The organism is Gloeobacter kilaueensis JS1, from assembly GCF_000484535.1.
In the GTDB taxonomy this organism is placed as follows: Bacteria; Cyanobacteriota; Cyanobacteriia; order Gloeobacterales; family Gloeobacteraceae; genus Gloeobacter; species Gloeobacter kilaueensis.
On record NC_022600.1, the window covers coordinates 1,452,474 to 1,476,786 of the forward strand.

The 24,313-nt window shown below is 60.3% G+C and carries 20 protein-coding genes and 1 pseudogene; 15 read left to right on the forward strand and 6 right to left on the reverse strand.

Annotation, left to right across the window (positions count from 1 at the left end; all coding sequences use genetic code 11):
- The first annotated feature begins 21 nt into the window (after positions 1-21).
- The 4 genes from GKIL_RS06970 (at position 22) to GKIL_RS23470 (ending at position 4,739) form a co-directional block, all read left to right on the forward strand.
- Positions 22-1,020, forward strand: coding sequence for a methyltransferase (locus tag GKIL_RS06970; protein WP_023172777.1), 999 nt, complete (start codon positions 22-24; stop codon positions 1,018-1,020).
- 204 nt (positions 1,021-1,224) lie between these two features.
- Complete coding sequence (locus tag GKIL_RS06975) at positions 1,225-2,232, forward strand: zinc-dependent alcohol dehydrogenase family protein (RefSeq protein WP_023172778.1); 1,008 nt, start codon at positions 1,225-1,227, stop codon at positions 2,230-2,232.
- 173 nt (positions 2,233-2,405) lie between these two features.
- On the forward strand, positions 2,406-3,266 hold the full coding sequence (locus tag GKIL_RS06980; protein WP_023172779.1) for an alpha/beta fold hydrolase: 861 nt from the start codon (positions 2,406-2,408) through the stop codon (positions 3,264-3,266).
- Positions 3,267-3,416: 150 nt separating this feature from the next.
- Positions 3,417-4,739 (forward strand): MFS transporter, encoded by a 1,323-nt coding sequence (locus GKIL_RS23470; RefSeq protein WP_071824792.1) that lies wholly within the window; start codon positions 3,417-3,419, stop codon positions 4,737-4,739.
- Here GKIL_RS23470 and GKIL_RS06985 read toward each other — a convergent pair.
- The 3 genes from GKIL_RS06985 to GKIL_RS06995 all read right to left on the reverse strand — a co-directional run bounded on the left by GKIL_RS06985 (position 4,705) and on the right by GKIL_RS06995 (position 8,909).
- Positions 4,705-5,238 carry a hypothetical protein gene (locus GKIL_RS06985; RefSeq protein WP_023172781.1) on the reverse strand — a complete coding sequence of 178 codons (534 nt, stop codon included), beginning with the start codon at positions 5,236-5,238 and terminating at the stop codon, positions 4,705-4,707. The genes GKIL_RS23470 and GKIL_RS06985 overlap by 35 nt on opposite strands.
- 122 nt (positions 5,239-5,360) lie before the next feature.
- Positions 5,361-7,208: an alpha-amylase family glycosyl hydrolase gene (locus GKIL_RS06990; RefSeq protein WP_023172782.1), complete on the reverse strand. Its 1,848-nt coding sequence runs from the start codon at positions 7,206-7,208 to the stop codon at positions 5,361-5,363.
- 102 nt (positions 7,209-7,310) lie between these two features.
- Positions 7,311-8,909 carry a M28 family peptidase gene (locus GKIL_RS06995; RefSeq protein WP_023172784.1) on the reverse strand — a complete coding sequence of 533 codons (1,599 nt, stop codon included), beginning with the start codon at positions 8,907-8,909 and terminating at the stop codon, positions 7,311-7,313.
- 204 nt (positions 8,910-9,113) lie between these two features.
- Between GKIL_RS06995 and GKIL_RS07000 the strand changes: the two genes are divergently transcribed.
- From GKIL_RS07000 to GKIL_RS07020, 5 genes are read left to right on the forward strand one after another with little or no spacing between them, the layout of a single operon-like run.
- Complete coding sequence (locus tag GKIL_RS07000) at positions 9,114-9,611, forward strand: hypothetical protein (RefSeq protein WP_023172785.1); 498 nt, start codon at positions 9,114-9,116, stop codon at positions 9,609-9,611.
- Between the two features lie 9 nt (positions 9,612-9,620).
- Positions 9,621-10,214: a L,D-transpeptidase gene (locus GKIL_RS07005; protein ID WP_023172786.1), complete on the forward strand. Its 594-nt coding sequence runs from the start codon at positions 9,621-9,623 to the stop codon at positions 10,212-10,214.
- 8 nt (positions 10,215-10,222) lie between these two features.
- Positions 10,223-10,525, forward strand: a complete 303-nt coding sequence (locus GKIL_RS07010; protein ID WP_023172787.1) for a PqqD family protein — start codon at positions 10,223-10,225, stop codon at positions 10,523-10,525.
- Entirely contained in the window at positions 10,522-11,343 is an 822-nt protein-coding gene (locus tag GKIL_RS07015; RefSeq protein WP_023172788.1) for a phosphoenolpyruvate carboxykinase (ATP), read from the forward strand. Before GKIL_RS07010 ends, GKIL_RS07015 begins: the two co-directional genes overlap by 4 nt.
- Positions 11,340-12,416 (forward strand): nucleotidyltransferase family protein, encoded by a 1,077-nt coding sequence (locus GKIL_RS07020; RefSeq protein ID WP_023172789.1) that lies wholly within the window; start codon positions 11,340-11,342, stop codon positions 12,414-12,416. The genes GKIL_RS07015 and GKIL_RS07020 overlap by 4 nt, the downstream gene beginning before the upstream one ends.
- Positions 12,417-12,500: 84 nt before the next feature.
- Here GKIL_RS07020 and GKIL_RS25585 read toward each other — a convergent pair.
- Positions 12,501-12,998 (reverse strand): annotated as a pseudogene (locus GKIL_RS25585) (CAP domain-containing protein); the annotation flags it as partial.
- 332 nt (positions 12,999-13,330) lie between these two features.
- Here GKIL_RS25585 and GKIL_RS07030 point away from each other — a divergent pair.
- From GKIL_RS07030 to GKIL_RS07050, 5 genes are read left to right on the forward strand one after another with little or no spacing between them, the layout of a single operon-like run.
- Positions 13,331-14,260: a phosphoribulokinase gene (locus GKIL_RS07030; RefSeq protein ID WP_023172791.1), complete on the forward strand. Its 930-nt coding sequence runs from the start codon at positions 13,331-13,333 to the stop codon at positions 14,258-14,260.
- A 21-nt stretch (positions 14,261-14,281) separates the two neighbouring features.
- A complete protein-coding gene (locus GKIL_RS07035) occupies positions 14,282-15,391 on the forward strand; it encodes an S-(hydroxymethyl)glutathione dehydrogenase/class III alcohol dehydrogenase (RefSeq protein WP_023172792.1) in 1,110 nt (369 codons plus the stop codon).
- Positions 15,392-15,393: 2 nt separating this feature from the next.
- Positions 15,394-17,700 carry a DUF5682 family protein gene (locus GKIL_RS07040; RefSeq protein ID WP_023172793.1) on the forward strand — a complete coding sequence of 769 codons (2,307 nt, stop codon included), beginning with the start codon at positions 15,394-15,396 and terminating at the stop codon, positions 17,698-17,700.
- Positions 17,693-18,814, forward strand: coding sequence for a VWA domain-containing protein (locus GKIL_RS07045; RefSeq protein WP_023172795.1), 1,122 nt, complete (start codon positions 17,693-17,695; stop codon positions 18,812-18,814). Before GKIL_RS07040 ends, GKIL_RS07045 begins: the two co-directional genes overlap by 8 nt.
- A 2-nt stretch (positions 18,815-18,816) precedes the next feature.
- Entirely contained in the window at positions 18,817-20,793 is a 1,977-nt protein-coding gene (locus tag GKIL_RS07050; protein ID WP_023172796.1) for a hypothetical protein, read from the forward strand.
- 30 nt (positions 20,794-20,823) lie between these two features.
- Here GKIL_RS07050 and argH read toward each other — a convergent pair whose 3' ends face one another.
- Positions 20,824-22,221 carry an argininosuccinate lyase gene (gene argH / locus GKIL_RS07055; RefSeq protein ID WP_023172798.1) on the reverse strand — a complete coding sequence of 466 codons (1,398 nt, stop codon included), beginning with the start codon at positions 22,219-22,221 and terminating at the stop codon, positions 20,824-20,826.
- Between the two features lie 177 nt (positions 22,222-22,398).
- Here argH and glnA point away from each other — a divergent pair, with 177 nt between their 5' ends.
- The gene (gene glnA, locus GKIL_RS07060) at positions 22,399-23,817 is read left to right on the forward strand and encodes a type I glutamate--ammonia ligase (RefSeq protein ID WP_023172799.1); all 1,419 of its coding nucleotides are present in this window, start codon (positions 22,399-22,401) and stop codon (positions 23,815-23,817) included.
- Between the two features lie 63 nt (positions 23,818-23,880).
- Here glnA and GKIL_RS07065 read toward each other — a convergent pair whose 3' ends face one another.
- Positions 23,881-24,294 carry a low affinity iron permease family protein gene (locus tag GKIL_RS07065; protein WP_023172800.1) on the reverse strand — a complete coding sequence of 138 codons (414 nt, stop codon included), beginning with the start codon at positions 24,292-24,294 and terminating at the stop codon, positions 23,881-23,883.
- Positions 24,295-24,313: the final 19 nt, after the last annotated feature.

A 24,313-nucleotide genomic window follows, 5' to 3' on the forward strand; every position in this document is an offset into this window, starting at 1 on the left:
TAGTATTTAGGGATCAATGAGATGGAAACAGTAGAAGTGACTCCCCAACAAACCGTGTTTGATCTAATTGGGGGCTTTTGGATCGCTCGCTCGATTTATCTGGCGGCTCAGATCGGGGTTGCCGATGTGTTTGACGATCAGCCAAAGACGATCGCTCAACTGGCAGAAGCAACCCATACGGAACCGCGATCGCTCTATCGGCTCCTGCGGGCTTTAGCCAGCGTGGGCATCTTTACCGAAGTCTCGGATCAGTGTTTTGCGCTGACTCCCTTAGCTGCAACGCTCAAAAGCGATAGTCCGGGTTCCATGCGGTATCTGGTGCTCGCACAGATGGGAGATGACCATTCTTTAGCATGGATCAACGGGTTACATAGCCTGAAAACAGGTGAGATCGCGTTCGATGCCGCAGCCGGAATGTCGGCCTGGGAGTACTATGCTCAACATCCTGAAGCGGGTCAGATCTTTTCTCAGGCAATGACCAATATAGGAACTCCGGTTGCACAAGCCGTCGCAGCGTCCTATGACTTCTCCCAATTCAATACCATCGTCGATGTTGGGGGATCGCAGGGCAGCTTGATTTCTGAAATTGTGCGATCGCATCCTCATCTCAAAGGCATTTTGTTCGATCTGCCTGAAGTCATTGAGACGGTCAATGTAGACGAAAAGATTCAACCCATTGCGGGCAACTTCTTTGAGTCTGTACCGACCGGAGGCGATGCTTACTTGATGCGTTGGATCATGCACGATTGGAATGATGAAAAGTCCTCGATTATTCTGAAAAACTGTCACCAAGCGATGCCAACTCACGGCAAGTTACTCCTGGTCGAAAGCATTATTCCACCGGGTAACGAACCTTCTCCAGCCAAGTTTCTTGACGTACTTATGATGACGGGGACGGGTGGACAGGAACGGACGGAGAAAGAATATCGATCGTTGTTGCGATCAAGTGGGTTTGAACTGAAGCAAGTGATTCCCACTGAGTCAATGTGCAGCATCGTTGAAGCCGTGAAACGCGCTTAACAACTGTTTTGGTATTGCTGCCCATCATCAGCAACAACGACGAATGTGGCTCAGTCGTTCAGTTCATCTCGCTTCGTTACTGCATATTTTTCATTAGTTTATGCTGATTATGCCAGCTAGTGAATCAATTGGATTGAATCTACGCTGGGGAATCGAAGGTAAAAAACAGCGAATACTGAGAAAACGCTCAAATAGGAGATTGAAATGAAACGTTGGATTTTGAAAGCTGGCTCGACGGATTTAGAGGGACTTGTGCTTGAGGATGTCCCGACACCAGAGCCTGGAGCCGGTGAAGTTCGTATTCGCATTCATGCGGTATCGCTCAACTATCGAGACCAAATTGTACTCAGCGGAGAGTGGGGATCTCGATCGAACCGAGATCTTGTGCCGATTTCAGATGGAGCGGGTGAGATCGACGCGATCGGAGCCGGAGTAACGACTTGGGCAGTGGGAGATCGCGTGACAGGATTATATTTTGCATGGTTGCGAGGAGCGCCTAGCAGCGAGTACAGCTTTGGGTTAGGCGCGATGAATGAAGATGGAATGCTGGCTGAATATGTTGTGCTACCTGTTGATCGCGTCGTGCGTATGCCCGCAAGCTTGGATTATGCTGAATCTGCAACCTTGCCTTGTGCGGCACTGACGGCATGGAACGCAATTAATGAGGATCATCCCGTTCAACCTGATCACAAGGTTTTAGTGTTAGGCAGTGGCGGTGTGTCTCTGTTTGCCATGCTGTTTGCACGAGCGATCGGGGCTGAGGTGATTGCGACATCGAGCCAGGATGCCAAACTAGATCGGTGGCGAGCACTCGGTGCGAGTGATGGAATCAACTATCGCAGCACTCCCGACTGGGGCAAAGCAGTGCTGGAGCGGACGGGTGGTGTGGACAAGGTAGTGGATGTGGTTGGGACAGGAACGCTTAACCAGTCGCTGACAGCACTCCGCTATCGGGGTGAAGTGGTTCTGATTGGGCTGTATCAGTTCGATCAGGGTCCGCTAGAATTTGCCACGCTGATGAGGAAAAATGCGACTGTTCGTGGTACATCCGTGGGTAGTGCAGAAATGTATGAAGCAATGGTGCAGGCGATCGACCAATACAAGATTCAACCGCCCATCGACCGACGATTCCGCTTTGAAGACGCTAAGCAGGCTTATCTGGCGCAGTCATCGCCAGACCTCTTCGGCAAAATCGTGATTGATGTCGCGTAAGTTTTGCAAACATTGAAACTCATCATACTTTCTCGACTATGATACATCTCACTCGCTATCAGTGGACGGTCTTATTTGCGGTTCTGTTGCAAAGATTTTAAGGTGACGAACGAATTGGTCTCGTCCGTACTGTTTTAAGCAATCACTCCGGAGAGTTCGAGGAGAATTGGCAGATGCGAGCAAAGATACGAGATACAGAGCTTTACTTTGACGTTGAAGGGGCAGGACTCGTCATCGACGGTTCGCGATTGCGATCGCAGCCAGCGACTTTTCTCGTGCATGGTGGACCAGGCGCTGACCATACTTCCTACAAACCCAGCTTCTCGCCGCTCAGCCGTAAACTGCAACTGATCTATTTCGACCATCGGGGTCAAGGACGATCGGCGCGAGGAGCCAAAGAAACTTACACGCTGGATAACAATGTTGAGGATATGGAGGCGCTACGCCAACATCTGGGTTTAGACAAAATCATCGTTGTTGGATCTTCTTATGGTGGTATGGTTGCTCTTTCCTATGCGATTCGCTATCCTCAGCAGGTCTCGCATCTGATTGTCATTTCCACGGTCGCGAGTTACCGTTTTAGAAAGCGAGCACAGGAGATTCTTGCAGAACGAGGAACTGAAGAACAAAAAGCGATCGCTCACCGACTCTGGGACGGCGCATTCGAGAATGAGGAACAACTGCGTGAGTTCTTCAAAGTGATGGCATCACTGTACTCTTTCACTTATGACCCCAACTCACCACCGAAATTATCGGATCAAGCGATTCTCTCTCCCGATGCAATTAACGTTGCCTTTGGTGGCTTTTTGCGCTCTTATGATGTGGTGAACCAGTTGCATAAAATTACGTCGCCCACCTTAGTCATTGGAGGACGGCATGACTGGATTTGCCCCCCAGAGTTCTCTGAAGAAATTGCCAGAGAAATTCCCAATGCTGATCTCAGAATCTTTGAAAATAGTGGTCATTTAATTCGGACTGATGAGCCGGAAGCACTTCGAGATGCGATCGCGGGTTTCTTGGTTTACAAGTCATAGCTTGTCCAAGTATCTTTTTATATTTGAATGATATATTTTCAATTCATAGAACTCAGGAACATCTAATGCAACTACCATTGATCAATCTTAAGAATGACGTGGAATTCAAGTTGTAAAGAAGCAATCAAGTTGAGGACTTCAGTACCGATTATGTTACATCTTAGTCGCTATCAGTGGACAGTCTTACTTGCTGCCTGGTTAGGGTGGGGCTTTGATGCCTTTGACGGGTTACTCTTTAACTTTGTGGCCCCGCATTGTGTTCCCACTTTGTTGGGGCTAACCATTGGTTCTCCTGAAGCCAGCGCACCCACGCTCTACTGGACAGGATTGTTAACATCAGTTCTCTTATTAGGATGGGCGGCGGGCGGCGTTTTGTTTGGAATGCTCGGAGATCGCATTGGACGTACTAAAACACTGTTGCTTACCATCTTGTTCTACTCTTTAGGAACTTTTGCTTCTGGGTTTGCTCCCAATATCTGGGTTTTTACGGGATGCCGCATCGTTACCAGTCTAGGCATTGGTGGAGAATGGGCAGCTGGAGCCGCGATGGTCGCAGAGGTCGTACCAGAACGACGGCGCATCGAAGCAGGAGCGTTGCTTTACACAGCAACGCCGATGGGACTGTTTCTGGCTGCTTTTGTGAGTGATCAATTTTCGCGAGTTATTTTACCGGGGAGTCCAGAGATTTCGTGGCGCTATGTGTTTTTTACAGGTTTGATTCCATCGGCTCTCGCGATCGCGATTCGATTTTTGATTAAAGAACCGGAGCGATGGCAACGCATAGAAAAAGAGAGCACTGCCCATATTCGTGAATTGTTTGCGCCCCACTATCGTCGGAGGACGTTGGGGGGACTTTCAATCGCAGTCGTTGCCTTGCTGACATGGTGGAATTGCAATGCCTTTATCCCTGTGATTGCTGCAGGACTGGCACAAACCGCTGCCAAAGCGCAAAACATCACAGATGGAAAACCCATACAACTGCTCGTCGAACAATGGAAAACGACGACATCTTATAGCTTTACGGCAGGTGGGCTGTTGGGAACGCTGTTGACCGTTCCAGTTGCCAAGTTCCTTGGGCGAAAGTGGATGTTCGTGATCTACTTTTTGCTGTCTGCGATCGCGATGCTATTTACCTTCGGAGCAAAAGTACCTGCTAATCTACAAGTGTGGTCGGGATTATATTTTGTCCTGGGTCTTGTCGTGTTTGGGGTGCTGAGTAGCTTTACTTACTATTTACCCGAACTATTTCCAACTCGGCTACGGGCAACCGGGGCAGGATTCTGCTACAATGTCGGACGGGTAATTACAGCAGCCGGACCTTTTCTAGTCGGGTACGCTGCTTCTCAAAGAGCGAACGCCCTACAAACTACGATCGAACTCTTGTTTCTAATTGGCTTTATCCCGCTAGTGGGTGTCATTATAAGTCTGGCTGGATGGGTTACAGAAACGAAAGAGCAAAGATTAGCAGATTAGTTCGCGCTCTCGTTAACCCAGCGCGGTCGTGCAGTGCATCGCGCAGCGTCACACGCGGTTCGATAGTTGAAACCCACATTTCGCAAGTATTCCAAATTTTCGTGAGAATTTCTGAAACACTTTCCATATAAAGATCTTGGGATTTCAATGAATTGAGGCTGCTGTCGTCGAAGGCACTCGGGTCTACTGCAGTGTCGTCAAAGAAGAGCGGGTCGGCTTCTGCTGTGTCGGCGGGGTCAAAATCCACATCGGCAGTCGCGTCGGCTGCAAAGTTGTACTCATCGTCTCCGGCTCTCCAGTCCGTGCTGTCATCTGCTGCCCAGGCCGTATCGTCGGTGTCAAAGTCAGCTTCGGCGACAGCGCTGGCAGTGTCATCAGCGGCTGGTGCATCGCTGGGGATGTCTGCTTCGAGTTCAGAAGCAGGGGATTGCTCCTCGGGGGAGGCGGCTTCGTCCTCTTCGGTATCCTCGCTCGGGGAGTAGTCTTCCTCGTCAGGCATAGCACCACACTGAAGGCAAACAAGAGGGAGCAAAAGCAGGCGGCAGACAGACGACCGATCGGGTGCGTCTTCTGGCTGCCGGCAGCCGTTACGGTTTAGGGAAAAACTTCAACTATCGAAAATTACTGTCTTGTCCAGATCCGACCGTAGTTACTCGGGATCGTGATGGCGCACGGGCTACCGGCTGCGACGCCGGTGAGATTGGCCTCGCCGTGCAACTCCTCCCGGTAGCTGCCGCTCTCGGTGAACCAGAAATCGACGCTCTGATCGCTGTCGCCGAAGTTGAGGGCGATCAGGCTGAAATGGCTATCGTCGCTGCGGGAGAAGAGCAACAGCCCTTTTGATTGATAGAGGCCAAAGTCGTTGTAGAAGTAGTAGCCGCCCGATCGCAGTTGGGGAAGGCTGCGCCGCAGGGTGAGGAGTTTGCGCACCAGGGCGATCGTTTTTTTGCCGATCGGATCGTAGAAGTAGTCCCAGCGCACGGGCCGCAGCAGGAGCACCCGGCCTAAGCCACTGTCTGGGACGTAATAGTTTTCGGCAAATTCCTGGCCCTGCCAGAGCAGAGGAATGCCTTTTGCAGCGAGTAGACCGATCAGGTAGGGCTGCACCTTGTACCAGAGGCCGCGATTGCCCTCTCTGAACTCGTCGCCTCCGTCGCGCCGGACGATGCCAAAGTTGCAGACAAAGCGCGAATGGTCGTGATTTTCGATGTACTGCAGGGCAGTTTTCTCGATCGTCTCGCCGTTGACACTCACCTGGGCGGGATAGCCAGAAAGTCCCAGTTGCATCCCAAGGTCGTACAACCGGCCTCGATCGCCGCCGGCCACCGCCTGGGCCGCTCCCAGGGTTTCGTTCTGCCAGGTGCAGTTGCTGTAGGTCTTGTAGAGAATATCGATCGGTCCTTCGAGCTGTTCGGCGCACTGGATACAGCGAATATCCGCCTGCGAATCGAAGAAGCGCTGCCACGCCGTTTGCTTGGCCTTAATAAGTTCGTAGGTGCTGTAGGTGAGATTGGCGTAGCCGCTGTCGGTGGCACCCTCGTAGTAGTTGGGCACGCAGTCGTAGCGAAAGCCATCGACGTGGTAGCAGTCGAGCCAGTGGTAGTTGACCGTGAAGAAAAAATCCTGGGTGAAGGTGCGGTTAAAATCGGTGCTCTGGCCGAAGTAGTCCTTCGCGTAGCTGCCCATAAACGGGTTTTGCTGATAGCCCAGCTGGTCGTAGACATAAAAGTAGGTAAAGCTCTCGCTGGTGTGGCCGTAGACCGAATCGAGGATCACGGCGATACCGCGCTGGTGCGCCTCGTCTACGAAGCGCTGGAAGTCCTTGCGCTTGCCGAAGCGGGCGTCTACGCCGAAGTAGCCGATGGGCAGGTACCCCCAATCCACGGTGTTGGAGACGTGATCCACCGGCATCACCTCGATGCAGTTGATCCCCAGATCCTTCAGGTAATCGAGGCGGGAGATGGCGCAATCGAGGTCGTCGGCAAATTCTTCGAGCATCAGCTCGTAGATGATCAAATCCGTCAGGGCGGGCGTTTTCCAGTTCGCCTCCTTCTCGCTCCAGTTGTAGGGCTGATAGCCCATCGTGAAGGCGGACAGGCGACCGACGCCAAACTCGCGCCCGAACGGATCGATGATGAAGTCGATGGGTTCGGAGCGATTCGGATTCTGCAGCAAGTAACGATAGATGTACTTGCCATCTTCGCCCCAGGGCGATTGGGGATTGGGCTTTGGCACCGCTTTGAGATTGACCTGTACCGACCAGTAGTCGCCGTACACCGGGTCGATCGAATGAGCCATCTCGAAGGCGAGCGGTTGAACCGACTGCAAGAACTGATCGTCCTCGTGAATAATTTTGACCCAGAGCCGGTTTCCATCGCTCTGAGAAACCCAGGGCAAAAGCAGGCCGAACTGGAACACGCCATCTGCTACCTCGCGGGCACCCAGGCGGTCAAGGGGGAGAATTTGCATCGCACGCTTCCCTGCAAAGTAGTGATTGCGTTCGAGAATCAAAAGACGAAGTACGGCTTTTAACTCCTCTAGAAGCAATAGCGCAAAATTATGCGTGGGCAGCTATTCGACGAACTGCTTGAAGAAGCTGTTGGCGCTCCACTGGGGCCGCTCGTCCTGGTTGGCGATGCGCAACAGCGCCTCCTCGATGATCCGGTTGAAGCGATCGGCAGCTTCGAGATCGACAAATTGGGCCGCATCGTCGGAGGGGGCATGGTAGCGGGTGCGCAGCCATTCTTTCTGCTGGCGCTCCTCGGGGGATCCGCTCTGGTAGCCGAACTTGAAGGCGAGGGCGGGCACGCCTGCGCGCACGAAACTGTACTGGTCGCTGCGAATAAAGCCGTTGCGGCTAGGTTCCGGGTCAGATTGGAGGGTGACGCCCTCCGCCTCGGCAGCCTGGCGCAGGGGTTCCTCAAGGTTGGATTCTTCCAGCCCCTGGACCGAGAGCCACCGGAGCGGGTAGAGGGGCAAGAACATGTCGAGGTTGAGATCGGCCACCAGTTGATTTGCGGGCACCGTTGGCCGCCGGGTGTAATATCTCGATCCGAGCAGGCCCTTTTCTTCGCCGCAGACAGCAAGAAAAAGCACCGAGCGCCTGGGGGGACGATTCTGCAGGCGGCGCGCCGCCTCGATCAAAGTAGCGACGCCCGCAGCGTTGTCCATCGCCCCGTTGTAGATCCGATCCCCAGCTACCGGCTCGCCGACCCCCAGGTGATCGAGGTGGGCAGAAAGGACGACGTACTCGTTTTTGAGCACCGGGTCGCGCCCAGGCAGAACGGCGACGACGTTGGCCGATTCGAGGGTGTCGGTTTTGAAGACGAGCCTGGCTTTGAGGGTGACGGGCAGAGTGAATTTTGGCAGTGGCCGCCCCAGATCCGCAAAAGCGAGAATTTCAGAGAAGGTATAGCCCGAGCCGGCGAGCAGCCGGTCCATGCTCGCCGGGTTGAGCGAGAGCAGCAGGGGCAGATCGGGCGCGTCCTGCAGCGCCGGATCGGCAAGTACCAGGGACGGGAGCACCCGCAACAGCTTCGTGCGCTCCCAGGGCGCTTCCATCGATCCCGGATTTTGGACGACGATGAGGCCCACTGCCCCGGCCCGCTTCAAAAATTTCCAGCGCTCGGCGGTCGCTCCGTAGTGCATCCGCAGGGCGCTGGCGATGCCGGGTGGGTTGCCCGCCAGGGCGACGACGATCTTGCCCCTGACATCGAGATCTTTAAAGTCGTCGTAATTTTCTTCGGGCACGGTGAGGCCATACCCGACAAAGACCAGCGGTGCGCTGATCTGGCCTGTCAGGCCGTAGCGCAGGCTCACCGTCGCCTCATCGCCGATCACAAGGGGCATTGCCAGGCCGTCGCGTACCAGGGTGAGGCTCGATTGAGATTCGACGAGCGTGCGCGACTGAAAGCGCACCCGCTGCAGGTAGCCCGCCGTTCCAGCGGGTTGGGCACCGGCGCGCCGCAGTTGCTCCTCGACGTAGCGGGCCGCCTCGCGGTAACCAGCGCTGCCGGTGGCCCGGCCTTCGAGGCGGTCGTCCGCCAGAAATCGGACGTGGGACCACCACGACTGACCGGCGGGAGGCAATTCGGCAGCAAAGGCACAGCCCAGTCCGGGCAGGACAGCCAGGCCCGCCCAGGCGGCAACCCATCCCCAATGGTGCGGCATAGAGCTTCTGTCTGAAGTTGGGATACAGTGTAGGGCTTCAGCCGCTCACCCGTCGCCCGTGTCACCGAGTGCGTCCATCCAGCACAGGCCACCGCCGTTCAGCGATAGATGACATGGTCCGAAAAGTGGCTATCTGAGCAAGTTTATCGGTGCTAATCTAATTTCATTGCATTTTGCCCCCGCTGCACAGTGCGAGAGTCTGACATGTCAGCTTCCGATCAACCTCCTGCCCTCACACCCGAGCAATCGGCGCGGCTGAAGCGGCGTCAGGCGCTCAAGGCATCGGTCCAGATGGGCCTGCTGCTGTACTGTGCGCCCAAGATCCTCCACTCCGAGGCGGTCTACGCCCAGGCCACCCCCTCACCCGGACCGCCTCCCACACCTCCGGCAAATACTGTCCCGGCGGGTGGTGGCGGCAACAGCTTTGTGCCGCTGGTACCGATTCTCGCTCTGCCGCTGTTGGGCGGCATCGGCTCCGGCACCGCCGCCGGCATCCCGCCGGCGGCGGTGCCGACGATCTTCGGTGTGCCGATCGCCGGTACCGGGACAGCGCCACTGCTGGGCCGGGCCGATACGCCGGTACCGACCCCACGGGGTGTCCTGGGTCCCCGGCCCCGCGCCGTCCTGGGTCCCACGCCGTTTGGACGGGGCCGCCGGGCGCGCGGTGGCCGCACGCGCCGGGCCATACGCGGCCTGGGCTAGAGGACGGCCATGCTCCAGCGCTTTCGCCTCCGCAAGCGAATCAAGTTTTTTAGCCGAGGCGATCTGTGGTTTCTGGGTTCACTCGTGCTTTTAGCCGTCCTCGGTATCAGCCCCTGGATCTGGATGCGGGTGCGGCCCGTGGCCGCCCAGGTGATCGCCGCCACCACTTCCCAGTTTTCGACCGGTGTTACCAACAACCAGTACAACGAACCGCCCTGGATCGAGATTTCGACCGACGAGCACCTGCTGCGGCTGCGCACCGGCATCAACCAGATTCTCTGGGAAGCGCCGGTGGCCGTCGGTAAATCGCGGACGCCGACACCAAAAGGCCAGTTCGAGGTGATCGAGATGGTCGAGCATCCCGTCTGGCAAGATCCGTTCAATCCCCGGATCATCTACGACGAGAAGAACCCGCGCAATCCCCTGGGCCTCCGGTGGATCGGCTTCAAGCAGGCGGGCCTCAACGACTACGGCCTGCACGGCACCACCAGCATCAGTTCGATCGGTCGCTCGGTGACCAACGGTTGCGTGCGGTTGCGCAACGAAGATATTGTTTTTCTCTACGATCAAGTCGAGGAAGGCACGCCCGTCGTCATCCACTGAACCCTCCCGTGAACCCAGCGCAGGCAAACAGCACCCACCCCCAGGCCCGCAGCGACGTGCTCGGCGAATTTCTCGCCGACGGCAGTGCGGTGCTCTTCGATCCGCTCACCAGTGTCGCCCACGAGTTGAATCCGACCGCTGCCCTCGTCTGGGACTGGTGCGACGGCGAGCACAGCGCCGATCAGATCGTCGCGGCGGTCGAAGAATGTTTCGGCACCGGTGGCCAGGACTGCCGGAGGGATGTCTACTACTTTCTGGCCTACCTCGAAGGGTTGGGACTTTTAGCCCGCGCCGGGGAGCAGCACCCTTGAGGCTCGCCCATCGTGCCCCATCGCACCTTGACCTGCTGGGCCAGCGGGTGAGCGTGAGTGGACCGGCGGCCTGCCGGATACCGCTGATGACGCTGCTGGCTCCCTTCGCCGCCCGTCCAGCGAGCGATAGCCTCATCGTCCGCTTCAGTGAGGGCAGCGGCGGCGGCTACAGGCTGGAACTGCCGAGCCTGTGCTGCTGGGGGAGTGCGGCGGAGCTGGTGCCTTTTTGTGAGTGGTGGCTGGTGAGCCGCTCCCTCGTCCTGCGGCCAGAACTGTGCCCGCTGCACGGGGCGGCGGTGGCGCGGGGCGAAGCGGCAATCTTGCTGCCGGGTGCCTCCGGCTCGGGCAAGACGACCCTGACGCTTGCCCTACTGGGGCGGGGCTTCGTGCCTTTCGCTGACGATCTGATCTTGCTCGACGAGCAGCTGGCGGTCCAGCCCTTCGAGCGCTGCTTTCACATCGACGAGCAGACCGAGCGGATTGTCGAGCGGCTGGCGGTAGCACCGCTGCTTGCCTTTGAGCACCTGCCGCCCGGCTACTGCCGCCCACGGCGCTGGGCGACACCCCGGCCCCCGCGCTGCATCGTCTGGCCCGAGTACCGGCCAGGACTGGCCGCACCCCAGCTTGTGGCGCTGCGCCCCGGCCACTGCTGGACGCTGCTTGTCAACCAGTTGATTGCCGGTAGCGCACAAGCCAATCGCCACTTTGCGCGCCTGCGCGCCCTGGTGGACAGTGCCCCGGCCTGGCAGCTCGCCTATTCGGAGCCGGAGCAGGCGACAGGCGCGATCGAGAAGTTGCTCGTCGCCGGACTGGGATGAATATCGCTGTCGCTCTGGCGCGCTATTTGAGCTGTCCGCCCGAGTTGCGCGAACCGCTCGGAGGCGAGTGGGATGGACTCGCCCCATCGACCTGGCAGGCGCTCATCAGCTACTTCGAGGCGCGGGAACTGGCGCTGGAAGCCTACCAGGCGTTCGTCGTCGAAAAGCGGCTGGAGCTGCCGGAGGCGGAGGCGCTCCGGCTGCGCCGCCACTACGTGCGCTCGGTGGCGAGCGTGCGCTGGCTTACCAGCGAACTGGGGCGCGTCAGCCGTGCCTTTGCGGCGGTCGGCATCGAGCCCGTACTGCTCAAAGGGGCGTACCTGGGCGCATTGCTCTGGCCCGATCCGGCCTTGCGCCCCTTCGCCGACCTCGATCTGTGGGTGCGGCCCCAGGAGGTGCAGGCCGCCGATGCTGCCCTACGAACCATAGGCTACGGCGGCGGCCCGGTCGATCCGAGCGTCGTCCTCGATCCGCTCTACCACGAACTGCCAGCCTATCAACTGGCAGGCAGCGGTCCCGGTATTCGCGCCAGCGTCGATCTGCACTATCACCTCGCCCCCGCCTACCTGCCGGTACCCGACGAGGAAGCGATGCGCCGCCGCTGCGTTCCGTGGCGCGATTGTTTGCAGGTGCTGGCAGCAGAAGATCTGCCCGTCTACCTGTGCGGCCACATTGCCCGGCACCTGTTCGTCGAGCACAGGCCGGAACTGTTGTTTCAGGCGGGCTACCGCTACCTGGGCGAGCTGGCTCGCCTGGTGGTCTATGGCCTGCGGCGCTGGCGCTGGGAGCGCGTCGCCGCCGGGCTGGCGCGCAATCGCCATCGCCGGGCGCTGCTGTTGCCGCTGCGCCTGGTCAACCGGCTCTGGAACGTCGTTCTGCCGGAGCCGATCGTGGATCTCTACCGCAAGGATCTGTTGGGTGAGGCGGTGCTGCGGGCGCTACTCGCCCGGATGGACCGTCCCTGGCAGGAGCTTGAGAGTCGGATGCTCACTTTCTGCAGCTACGCGCTGCCCGACTACCTCTCGCGGCGGCGCTGGCTGGTGCGCCTGCGAAAGCGGCCCGGTGCGCGCTAGGGGCAGGGGACTTGGAGCGATGAGCACCACAAAGTAGGTGCCGTAGGTGCTCCTCGCCCCACAGGCCATGCCGATGCCCACCTCCGTCGCCCGATGGTAGGCCGGGAGCTGGCTGAGCAGCTGCTGGCGATGGTAGGGCACGGGCAATCCTTCATCGCGCACCAGTTGGTCGATCGCTTCGCTGCCTGAACTGACACCGGAGCTGATCGACTCGACTTGGTTGGCCCCGGCGTCGAGCGGATAGGTCACCGGCAGCCTGTAACCGGCCCGCACCAGCCGCTGGTTCGGCCCCAGGCCGTCGAGGCTGCGGTGCGAGAAATAATCGTGACTGGCCATGTCCTCCGCCCGGCTCTGGGCAATCTGCGCAAGCTGGTCGTTCCAGTGCAGAGCAGCCACCGGCTGTCCGGCGTAGGCACCGGGATGGGCGCGCAGGTAGTTGAGGCGGGCGTAAGCGGCGCTCACCTCGCCCGCCCGGTCTGGGCAGATCGTCTCGGCCTGCAGCGGTCCCTGGCCGCTCCACAACAGCCCAGCCAGCACCAGGACAACAGACAACCAGCGACGGTCAACGCGCATACGAGTCATAGCGAGTCTACAGAAATATAGAGAGCAGTACAGGCTGCTCCTGGTTACATCGCCGGAGTTCGTCGCAGGGTGGTGACCGCTGGGGGCGTATTAAGAATCAGTGCCTACAGTGTGGAGCCTGGTCGAAGTTACAGATACGAGCTTGTGGCTAGTCAGTTGTGCAGAGTCTGATATCGACTGGATAGCCACTCGGATACGACCGAATGGCGGGAAGGAGCATTACCATCTCTTTAGCACGTTCGGGGCTATCCAGTTTAGTCAGGCTACACAAATCCTCTGCACAGGTGAGACGCTCTACAATCGAACCAACTTATCGCTGCAGAGGAGGTCTCATGGCCCAGCGTCCCATTATCCTTGGCATCGTCGGTGACAGCGCTGCGGGCAAGACGACCCTGACGCGCGGCATCGCTCAGATCCTTGGTCCTGAAGATGTCACGGTTATCTGCACCGACGATTATCACCGCTACGACCGCAAGCAGCGGGCCGAGCTGGGGATCACGGCCCTGCACCCTGACTGCAACCACCTAGACATCATCCAGCAGCACCTGGCGCTGTTGCGCACCGGTCAGCCGATCTTAAAGCCGATCTACAACCACAAGACCGGTACGTTCGATCCGCCGGAGTACATCAAGCCGCTCAAGTTCGTGGTCGTCGAGGGTCTACTGGGTTTTTCGACGCGGGGCATGCGCGACACTTTTGATATCAAAGTCTACCTGGCACCGCCCGAACCGTTGCGCACGCGCTGGAAGGTCAAGCGCGACACGAACAAGCGCGGCTATACCGAAGAGCAGGTGCTGCAGGAGATGGCCCGGCGCGAACCGGACTCCGAACAATTCATCCGGCCCCAGCGCGGCTGGGCGGATGTGGTCGTCAGTTTTTATCCCGGCAGCCAGGGGCCGGACACCCAGCTCAACGTGCGGCTGGTGCTCAGGCCCACCGTTCCCCACCCAGATTTTGTCAGCATCATCGAGCGCAGCGGCGCGCATACCCGCTCGGCGGTGCGCCTTGAACTCGACCGCGACATGGGCAAACCGGTCGATGTGCTCGAAGTCGATGGCCACGCCACCGACGAGCAGGTAAAAGAATTGCAGGAAGTCCTCTGCGAGGAGATGGCCAACGGCACCCACATCTGCAACATCCCCGGCGAGATCGGCAAAGTCACCGGCACCACCGGCGAATTGCTCCAGAGCCATCCCCTCGCCATCTCCCAACTGCTCATCACCTACCACATGCTCAAGGCATCCAGGGGCGCTCACGTCTAGACCCCTTCGAGGAGAAAACCGATGCAGGTAAAAGCAGCGGTGGCTTACCAGGCCGCCCAGCCCCTCACAATCGAAACGGTCGAACTAGCGGGGCCGCGCACCGGCGAGGTGCTGGTCGAGATCAAGGCAACCGGCGTCTGCCACACCGACGCCTACACCCTCTCAGGAGCGGACCCGGAGGGACTGTTTCCGGCAATTCTCGGCCACGAAGGAGCGGGAATCGTCGTCGAGGTCGGCCCCGGTGTCACCAGTGTCCGGCCCGGCGATCACGTTATTCCGCTTTACACGCCCGAGTGCCGCCAGTGCGAGTACTGCCTGAGCCGCAAGACCAACCTCTGCCAGGCGATTCGTACTACCCAGGGCCGGGGGGTGATGCCCGACGGCACCAGCCGCTTCTCGGTGGCTGGAGAGCCTGTATTTCACTACATGGGCACCTCGACTTTTGCGCACTACACGGTGCTGCCGGAGATCGCCGTCGCCAAAATTCGCGAGGACGCGCCGTTCGAGAAAGTCTGCTACATCGGCTGCGGCGTGACCACCGGTATCGGCGCGGTGATCAACACTGCCAGAGTCGAGCCCGGTGCGAACGTCGTCGTCTTTGGTCTGGGGGGCATCGGCCTCAACGTCGTCCAGGGGGCGCGCCTGGCCGGGGCGGACATAATCGTGGGCGTCGATATCAATCCGGCCCGGCGCGAATTGGCGGAGCGCTTCGGGATCACCCACTTTGTCAACCCCAAAGAAGTCGAGGGCGATCTGGTGCCCTACCTGGTCAACCTGACGAAGGGCGGGGCCGACTACAGCTTCGAGTGCATCGGCAACGTCGATGTGATGCGCCAGGCGCTCGAATGCTGTCACAAGGGCTGGGGGGTGAGCGTGATTATCGGCGTGGCAGGGGCCGGTCAGGAAATTCGCACCCGGCCCTTTCAGCTGGTGACGGGCCGCGTCTGGAAGGGTTCGGCCTTTGGCGGGGCCAGAGGCCGCACGGATGTGCCGAAGATCGTGGACTGGTACATGGAAGGCAAAATCAACATCGACGATCTGATTACCCACGTGCTGCCCCTGTCTGAGATCAACCGCGCCTTCGAGCTGATGCACGCAGGACAATCGATCCGGACGGTTATCACTTTTTAGCCGTGGTTATTCCGCCAGTACCGTCCGCCCCGGATCTCGAACCCGCCCTCTACCAGAGCGACGGGCCGGTGGTCTTCTTTCCGGTGCGCCACCACAGCCCCGCCGCCGCCCGCCTCCTCGCTGCCTTCATCCGCCGGATCCGGCCCGAAGCCGTGCTCGTCGAGGGACCGGCGGACTTTAACGACCGGATCGAGGAACTGTTTTTGCCCCACCAGTTGCCCGTGGCGATCTACAGCTACTTTCAAAAAGGCGAGCGGCGGCGAGGGGCGTTCTATCCGTTTTGTATCTACTCGCCGGAGTGGCAGGCGCTGGTGACCGGGCGGGAGGTGGGGGCTGTCGTCCGCTTTATCGACCTGCCCTGGGCCGACCTATCTGCTGCCGAGGAGGAAACACTTCCGGCCCACCGCTACGCCGATGGTCCCCTGCGCACGAGCGACTGCGTGGCTGTGCTCTGCGAGCGCTTCGCCGTCGGCGACTTCGATGAACTGTGGGATCTGCTCTTCGAGGTTGATCCCGACTTGAGTCTTGAGGACTACCTGCAGCGCTGCCACCGGCTGTGCTATCTGCTGCGCACCTCGGGCGGTGAGGTGTCTGCAGCAGATTTAAGGCGCGAGGCGTTCATGGCCGCTCAGATCCGCCAGATCGCCGCTGCCGCCTCCGGTCCCGTCCTGGTGGTGACGGGCGGGTTTCATAGCCACGCCCTTTTTAGCCACCTGCGCTCAGACAGTCCGCCCCCTGTGCCTTGCTGCCCAGCGGTGGACGAGCGGGGCATCGCCCTGACGCCTTATTCTTACGAGCGGCTCGATCGACTCACGGGTTACGAAGCGGGTATGCCGGGGCCGGGCTTTTATCAGCACGCCTGGGATCACGCGATGGTCGCCCGGCAGATCCTGGCGGCGGTGGCCCAGGATCTGCGCGAGCGCAAGCAGGTGGCAAGCAGCGCCGACCTCATCGCGGCCTGGACGATGGCGAGTGCCCTGGCCGATTTGCGCGGCCATCGCCGCGTCTGGCGGCGCGATTTGATCGATGGCGTTACCGCTGCCCTGGTCAAGGAGGAGCTGACGGCGGGCCTCGCCCATCCGTTTTTAGCCGCTGTCCACGCCGTCCTGCGCGGCAAACAGCGGGGCAGGCTCGCCCCTGGTACCCGGCTGCCGCCTCTAGTCGCCGATCTGCGCCGCCAGCTCGCCCACTTCAACCTCGAACCGCAGCAGCGGGAGCGCACGGTCGAACTCGACCTGCACGAACAGGCCAGCCGGGATCGCTCGCGGGTTCTCCACCAGTTGCACACCCTGGAAGTTGCGGGCTTTGGGCTGGTGGGAGGCAGCGATCTGCTCGGGCGCGACGAGCTGGAACGCATCTGGGAGCGCTGGCGACTGTTGTGGAGCCCGGAACTGGAGGCGAACGCGATCGAAGCGGCGGTCTATGGCCCGACCCTTGCCGAAGCGGCCCAAAGCCGGCTCATCGAGCAGGTAGAACAGCAGGAGCGCGACGCCAAAGCCGCTGCCCGTCTGGTACTCGCCGCCTGCCAGATGGGCTTTAGCGATCTCGGGGCAGAACTGCTCGCCCGACTGGAGAAGCTTCTTAGAGGCGACCACGATTTTTTTGCCCTCACCGCCGCCGCCGGCAGTCTGCTCTACCTCTACCGCTACGACGACGCCCTCGGTTCGGCGGGTGGAGAAGCGCTGGGCAGGTTGCTCGCCCAGGTATTCGATCGCAGCCTCGGGTCGATGGCAAAGTTGGGCCGGGTTCAGGGCCGGGACCGCGAACTCGTCCAGGCGGTGCGGACGCTCCTTGAAATCTGCGAGCGCTGCGGCGCGGCCCTGGGTCTCGATCGCGCCGCAGTCTGCGCCACTTTTGCTGAGGTTGCCGCCGATGCTACTGCGCTGCCGCTGTTGCGCGGGGCGACGAGCGGTGCCCTCTGGACGCTGGCAGCTCCTGGAGGTGCGGATCTGAGCGCCTTCAGCGCCGCCGGGGTGATCGGCGATTATCTGACCGGACTGTTTGCCCTGGGCCGCGAGGTCGTCCAGCGCCAGCCGGAACTTTTAAGCGAGATCGACGAGCTGGTGAGCGGCTTCGATGAGCAGACGTTTCTGGAGGCACTGCCGGCCCTGCGCCTCGCTTTTACCAGCTTTAGCCCCCGCGAGAAGCACACCCTGGCCCAGACACTCTTTCCAACTGCAGGAGACGGGCCGCCCCCGGTGCCGCTGGCCGTCGATGCCCAGACAGCAGCCCTCGCCCTCGCCTTCGAGGCGCAGGTATTGGCCCAGCTCGATCGCTATGGCCTGCGGGGCGGCAGTAAAGATGTCTGATCTTGAGCGGTTACGGCGGGCGCGCTGGCGGCTGATTTTAGGCAGTGGCAGCGAAGCGGTGCTGGGCGGGACCCTCGATGGCACCCTCCAGCAACGCGAGCAGGTGCTGGCCTTTTTGTACGACCGCGAGTACCAGCCCCAGCGCAATGTCCGCCAGGGCGATCTGGGCGAATCGCGCCTGAGCGTGCCCGAGTGGATCAACGCCGTTCACGAACTGTTTCCCAAAAAGACGATCGAGCGGCTGGAGCGCGACGCCCTCGATCGCTATCAGATCGAGCAGATGGTCACCAATCCGGAGTTACTCAGCCGCGCCCAGCCCTCCGAGGCGCTTCTTAAAGCCGTCCTGCGCACCAGGCATCTGATGAACCAGCAGGTGCTCGCCCTTGCCCGCCAGCTGGTGCAGCGGGTGATCGACCAGTTGCTCGAAAAATTTGCAAGGCCGGTGAATCAGCCCTTCCTCGGGGCGGTGGATCGCAGGCGGCGCTCGTATCTCAAGATTGCAGGCAACTTCGATGCGCGCACGACGATCCGCCGCAACCTGCGCACCTACGATCCGTCCAGCAGGCGGCTTTTTATCGAGACGCCCTACTTTTATTCGCGGGTGCGCCGCCAGGTGGACCGCTGGCAGTTGATTATTCTCGTAGACGAGTCCGGCAGCATGATCGACAGCGTCATCCACGCAGCGGTGACGGCGGCGATCTTCTTTGGCATCCGCAGCCTGCGCACCCACCTGTGCATCTTCGATACCGCCGTCGTCGATCTGAGCGACCAGTGCAGCGATCCGGTCGAGACCCTGATGAAAGTCCAGCTGGGAGGCGGCACCGACATCGGCCAGGCGCTCGCCTACGCCGCCTCGCTGGTCGAGTATCCGCGCCGGGCGATCGTCGTCTTGATCACCGACTTTTACGAAGGGGCACCGCTGCAGCGGCTCTTGAGCGAAGCTAAAAAGCTCGTCGAATCTGGCGTCACCCTGCTGGGCCTCGCTGCCCTCGACGCCGAGGCCAAGCCCACCTACGACCGCGACACCGCCCAAAAACTGGTCAATCTCGGCGCGCAGGTCGCGGCGATGACGCCGGGGGAACTGGCGGCCTGGGTGGCCGAGAAGGTGCGCTAGCGATGCTGCCGCGCACCGACTTGCTGGCGCTGAGCGTGGAGGATCTGGCCGCCCTGGCAAATCGCGGCCTGCTCAAGCGGGCCGAGCGCGAAGTCCAGTCCGATCCACCCCCCTACACCCTGCGTACCCAGAGCGACGGCACGATCGAGGTGGTCTGGACAGACGGAGCGATCTGCACCCTGCCCCCGGCGACTCCCCTCGACGAGCGGCTGTGCAGCTGTGCGGCGACGACGATCTGCCGCCATCTGGTGGGCGCTGTCCTCGCTTACCAGCGCCAGTCCGATCATCCAGAAGAACCTGCTGCCGCCTGGGATCCTGGCCAGATCGAGGACGCCCAGATCGAGCGCTACTTTCGCAAAACCGCCCTCGCCCAGGCCCGCCAGCAGTTTGCCGCCGGTCAGCTCATCGAACTGGTGCGCGGCAACAAGCCGATGGCCCGCTTTCACACCCTCGCCCACACCGTCCGTTACCCCGTGCCCGGCGATCTGGCCTACGCCCGCTGCGACTGCGCCGAGAGTCCGCCCTGCCGCCACGCCCTGCTGGGCGTCTGGGCTTTCCGGTGTCTGGCCGCCGACCAGACGGCAGGACTCGTCGAGACGGGCGAACCGCTGCCGGTGCCGGGGATGCTCCTGGATGAAATGGAAAAAGTGCTGGTCGAGCTGCTGGCGGTCGGGATCGCCGGTTGCTCCGCCGCCCTCGCTGCCCGCCTGCGGCGGCTGGCGGCAGCCTGTGAGCAGGCAGAGCTGGTCTGGCCCGCCGAGGTCGTCCTCGAATTGCTGCAGGAGCAGGAGCGCTACGCTGCCCACGACGCCCGCTTCTGCGCCACCCTGGCCCTCGATTGCCTCGCCGAACTTTGCATCCGCTCCGACGCCATCCGCTCCCATACCGGAGCTGTGCCCCAGCGCTTTGTGCGCGGTACGACAAGTGACCGGGTCAGCGACCGGGTCGGCGTGCGGCTGGTGGGCCTGGGTCTGGGTGTGATCTTGCGCCCCAAAAGCGTGCGCCTGGTGAGCTACCTGCAGGACGCCGACTCCGGCGAGGTCGTGGGTGTGCTGCGCGAGTTTGCCGATACGACCCGTCCATTTGCCGAACTGGCTCGCACCCCGGTAGTGAAGGATATTTCTCTAGCCGCCCTCGCCGCCGGCCAGCTCGTTACCCGAGGCGGCAAGTACACGCCCGAGCGGCAGTTTCTGCCTGGTCGCGCCCCGGCGGCGCTCAACCCCCAGTCCTACGAATGGGAAACCCTGGTGCGTCCTCCTGGGCGCGCCGATGACTTCGCTGAGTTGAGGGCGCACCTGGCGACACTCCCGCCCGCACCGCTGCGCTCGCGGCGGTTGGGGACCAGTTTTCACATCCTCGCCGTTGCCGGGATCGAAGACGTCCATTTCTCGACCGTCGATCAGGCTGTCCAGGCGGTGCTGCGGGACACTCAGGGCCAGAGCGCTCTACTGGTGCATCCATTTACCTCGCGCAACCGGGAGGGCACCGAAGCCCTGCTCGCTCGCCTCGCCCAGGGTCCGCCCCGTTTTGTAGCTGGGCCTGTCCGCGTCGCAGCGTCGCAGGTGGTGATCGAACCTGTCGCCCTGGTCTTTGAAAACGGTCGCCGCAGCCTGCTGCAGCCCTGGATCGACACGTCTACCGCAGACAGCCTGCCGGACGCATTGTCCGCAGCGCCTGCCGCCCCCCCAGCCGACCCACTGCGTAGCTTCCTCGATCAAGCCTGGGAGGCGCTGGCTGAACTGCTCGTGATCGGACTCGACCGCGCCGACGAATTGACGCTGCGCCGCTGGCGGGCGTTGGGCGAGTACGGCGCAGCCCTTGGCCTGGTGCGCGCTCTCAGTTGCCTGGAGCAATTTATCGCTGCCCTCGAAGCGCGACAACACCGGCTGGACTGGCAGGTGAAGCAGGCAATCGAACCGCTTCTGGCCTTCGCTGTCTTTATCTACATGGCCAGACAAACATTCTCATCCTCCGGCTGAGCAGGAAAAATTAACCTCAAGGCTCTGTGCCTACTTCGATGCAACCGCTGCCTGCAGGCGCGCTTCGGCCCGTGCGAGGGCGGCTCGCACCTGCTCGAAGCCGGTGCCGCCGTAGGAGTTGCGCGCTGCCACCACCGTTTCGGGGGCGATGGCCGCGTAGAGGTCCGCCTCGAAGGCCGGATGGAACCGCTGCCATTCGTCAATCGGCAGCTCGCGCAAGAGCAAGCCCGCGCCCAGGCAGTGCTTGACCACTGCGCCGATGATGCCGTAAGCCGAGCGAAAGGGAACGCCCCTGCGCACCAGATAGTCGGCGGCGTCGGTGGCGTTGGAAAAGTCCTCGCCCACGGCGGCAGAGAGGCGGTCGCTTTGAAAGTCGATGCCCTCGCGCATCAAAATCGTCATCGCTTCAACAGAAGCTTCGATCGTGCGCGCCGCATCGAAGAGCGCTTCTTTGTCTTCCTGGAGGTCTTTGTTGTAGGCGAGGGGCAAGCCCTTGAGAGTGGTGAGCATCGCCAGCAGATGACCAAAGACCCGGCCACTTTTGCCCCGCACCAGCTCCGGCACATCCGGATTTTTCTTTTGGGGCATCAGGCTCGAACCGGTGGCACAACGGTCGGTAAGAAGGACGAAGCGAAATTCCTGGCTCGCCCAGAGGACCATTTCTTCTGCCAGGCGACTCAGGTGAACAGCGATCAAACTCAACGCCGCGAGAAATTCGACGGCAAAATCGCGGTCGCTCACCGCGTCGAGAGAATTTTCGCTCACCCCGGCAAAACCGAGCAACCGGGCAGTGTAGTGGCGGTCGATAGGCAGTACTGTCCCTGCCAGCGCTCCGGAACCGAGCGGGCAGATGTTGGTGCGGGCGCGCACTTCCTCCAGGCGGCTGCGGTCGCGCTCGGCCATCTCGACGTAGGCGAGCAGGTGGTGGGCAAGACTCACCGGCTGGGCGCGCTGCAGGTGGGTGTAGCCGGGTATCAGCGTCTCGACGTGCGCTTTTGCCAGATCAAGAAGCACGCGCTCGAAGTCCAGCAACCGCTCGGCAATGGCATCGATGCGGGCGCGCTGCCAGAGTCTGAGGTCGGTGTTGACCTGATCGTTGCGCGAGCGGGCAGTGTGCAGTTTTTTTCCAACTTCGCCCACGATCGCCACCAACCGGCGCTCGACGGCAAAGTGAACGTCCTCCTGGTCGATCGCGGGCAAAAACTGGCCTGAGCGCCACTCCGATCGAATCTGCTCCAGGCCGGTCACGATCGCCTCGGCTTCTGCAGCACTCAAGATGCCTGTGTGGGCCAGCATCTGGGCGTGGGCCACAGAGCCTGTCAGGTCGTATTCGATAAGTTCGATGTCAAAGCCAATGCTCGCATTGAAGGCAGCGATGGCCGGGTGCAGCCCCTCTTCAAAGCGGCTGCTCCAGGGAGTAGTGGTCATGGCCGGGTGGAACGCTCACCTCAACAGCATAGCTGCCCCCAGAGCACTGAAACTTTGTATCCGGCACTACAAAATACTGCCAATCACCTCCTTAGGATAGTTTGGCCTTGCCCCGTCCGGCTTGGCCCCATCTCCAGACCCACCGTAGACCCATTAGCGCTCGAGGAAGACCCCGACATGGCGAAGACTCCCGACGATGTCCTCAAGCTCATCAAAGACGAGGACGTCAAGATCGTTGATTTGAAGTTTATTGATTTGCCCGGAATCTGGCAGCATTGCTCGTTTGCTCCCAGCCAGATCGATGCGGACGCGATTATCGACGGCATCCCCTTCGATGGTTCGAGCATTCGCGGCTGGAAGACGATCAACGAGTCGGACATGTTGATGGTGCCCGACCCGAGCACGGCGTTCATCGATCCGTTCTTCAAAGAAAAGACCCTCAGCCTCACCTGCTCGATCCGCGAACCGCGCACCGGTGAGCCCTACAGCCGCGATCCGCGCACGATTGCAAGCAAGGCGCTCGATTATCTTAAAAACACCGGCATCGCCGATACCGCCTACTTTGGGCCGGAGGCGGAATTTTTTATTCTCGACGACGCGCGCTTCGATCAGACCCAAAGTTCGGGCTACTACTACATCGATTCGGTCGAAGCGAACTGGAACACTGGCCGCGCCGAAGGGCCGAACCTCGCCTACAAGAACCGTCCCAAAGAAGGCTACTTCCCGGTCGCACCGAGCGATTCCCAGCAGGATCTGCGCACCGAGATGCTGCTGACGATGGGTGAACTGGGTATCCCGATCGAAAAGCACCACCACGAAGTCGCCGCCGGTGGCCAGGCAGAACTGGGCTTCCGCTTTTTGCCCCTGGTGGAGGCGGCGGACGCGCTTTTGATCTACAAGTACGTCATCAAGAACGTTGCCCGCAAGTACGGCAAGGTGGCGACCTTCATGCCCAAGCCCGTCTTCAACGACAACGGCACCGGTATGCATACCCACCAGTCGCTCTGGAAGGACGGCAAGCCGCTGTTCTTTGGCGACAAGTACGCCAACTTGAGCGAGACGGCTCTGCACTATATCGGCGGTCTGCTCAAGCACGCCCCGGCCATCCTCGCCTTCTCCAACCCGACCACCAACTCCTACAAGCGCCTGGTGCCCGGCTTCGAGGCTCCGGTCAACCTCGCCTACTCCCAGGGCAACCGCTCGGCCTCGATCCGCATTCCGATCAGCGGCTCCAACCCCAAGGCCAAGCGCCTCGAATTTCGCTGTCCGGACGCGAGCAGCAACCCTTACCTGGCTTTCTCGGCGATGCTTCTCGCCGGTCTCGACGGCATCAAAAACAAGATCGATCCGGGCGAGCCGCTCGACGTCGATATCTACGAATTGTCGCCGGAGGAACTGGCAAAGGTGCCTTCCACCCCCGGCTCACTCTCCGAAGCCCTCAAGGCGCTCGAAGAGGACCACGCCTTCCTCACCGAGGGCGGCGTCTTTACTGAGGAATTGATCAGCACCTGGATCGAGTACAAACTCGCCAAGGAAGTAATTCCACTGTCGCTCAGGCCCCATCCCTACGAGTTCGTCCTCTACTTCGACGTTTGATCGCTCAAGCAAATGCTTCAAGATCCCGGTAGCACTACCGGGATTTTTTTGGCCCAACTGGCGTCAGGAGATATTGTTGTTCTTTTTTGGTTCTTTAATAAAACTGTTCAGGCGCTCGTAGGCTTTTGAGAGCCTTTCGAGATCGGCGTCGTCCGCTTTTTCGATATCGATGAGTTCGTTGTGGGCCTTTTCGATCGAGCGGATGATCTCGTTGAGTTTGAGGTTGATCGCTCGGGTGTCACGGTTTTGGGTGTTCTGGATGATAAACACCATCAAGAAGGTGATCACCGTCGTGCTGGTATTGATGATGAGCTGCCAGGTATCGCTGAAGTGAAAGAACGGACCAGAAATCGCCCAGACGACGATGAGCAGGCAGGCGATCAAAAATGACCACGAAGTCCCCAAAATTTGGGAGGCGAAGGCAGAAAATTGTTGAAATTTAGCAGATAGGGAATGGGTAGTTCCTGTTTCATTCATCGTGCAACGGCTCCTGGTT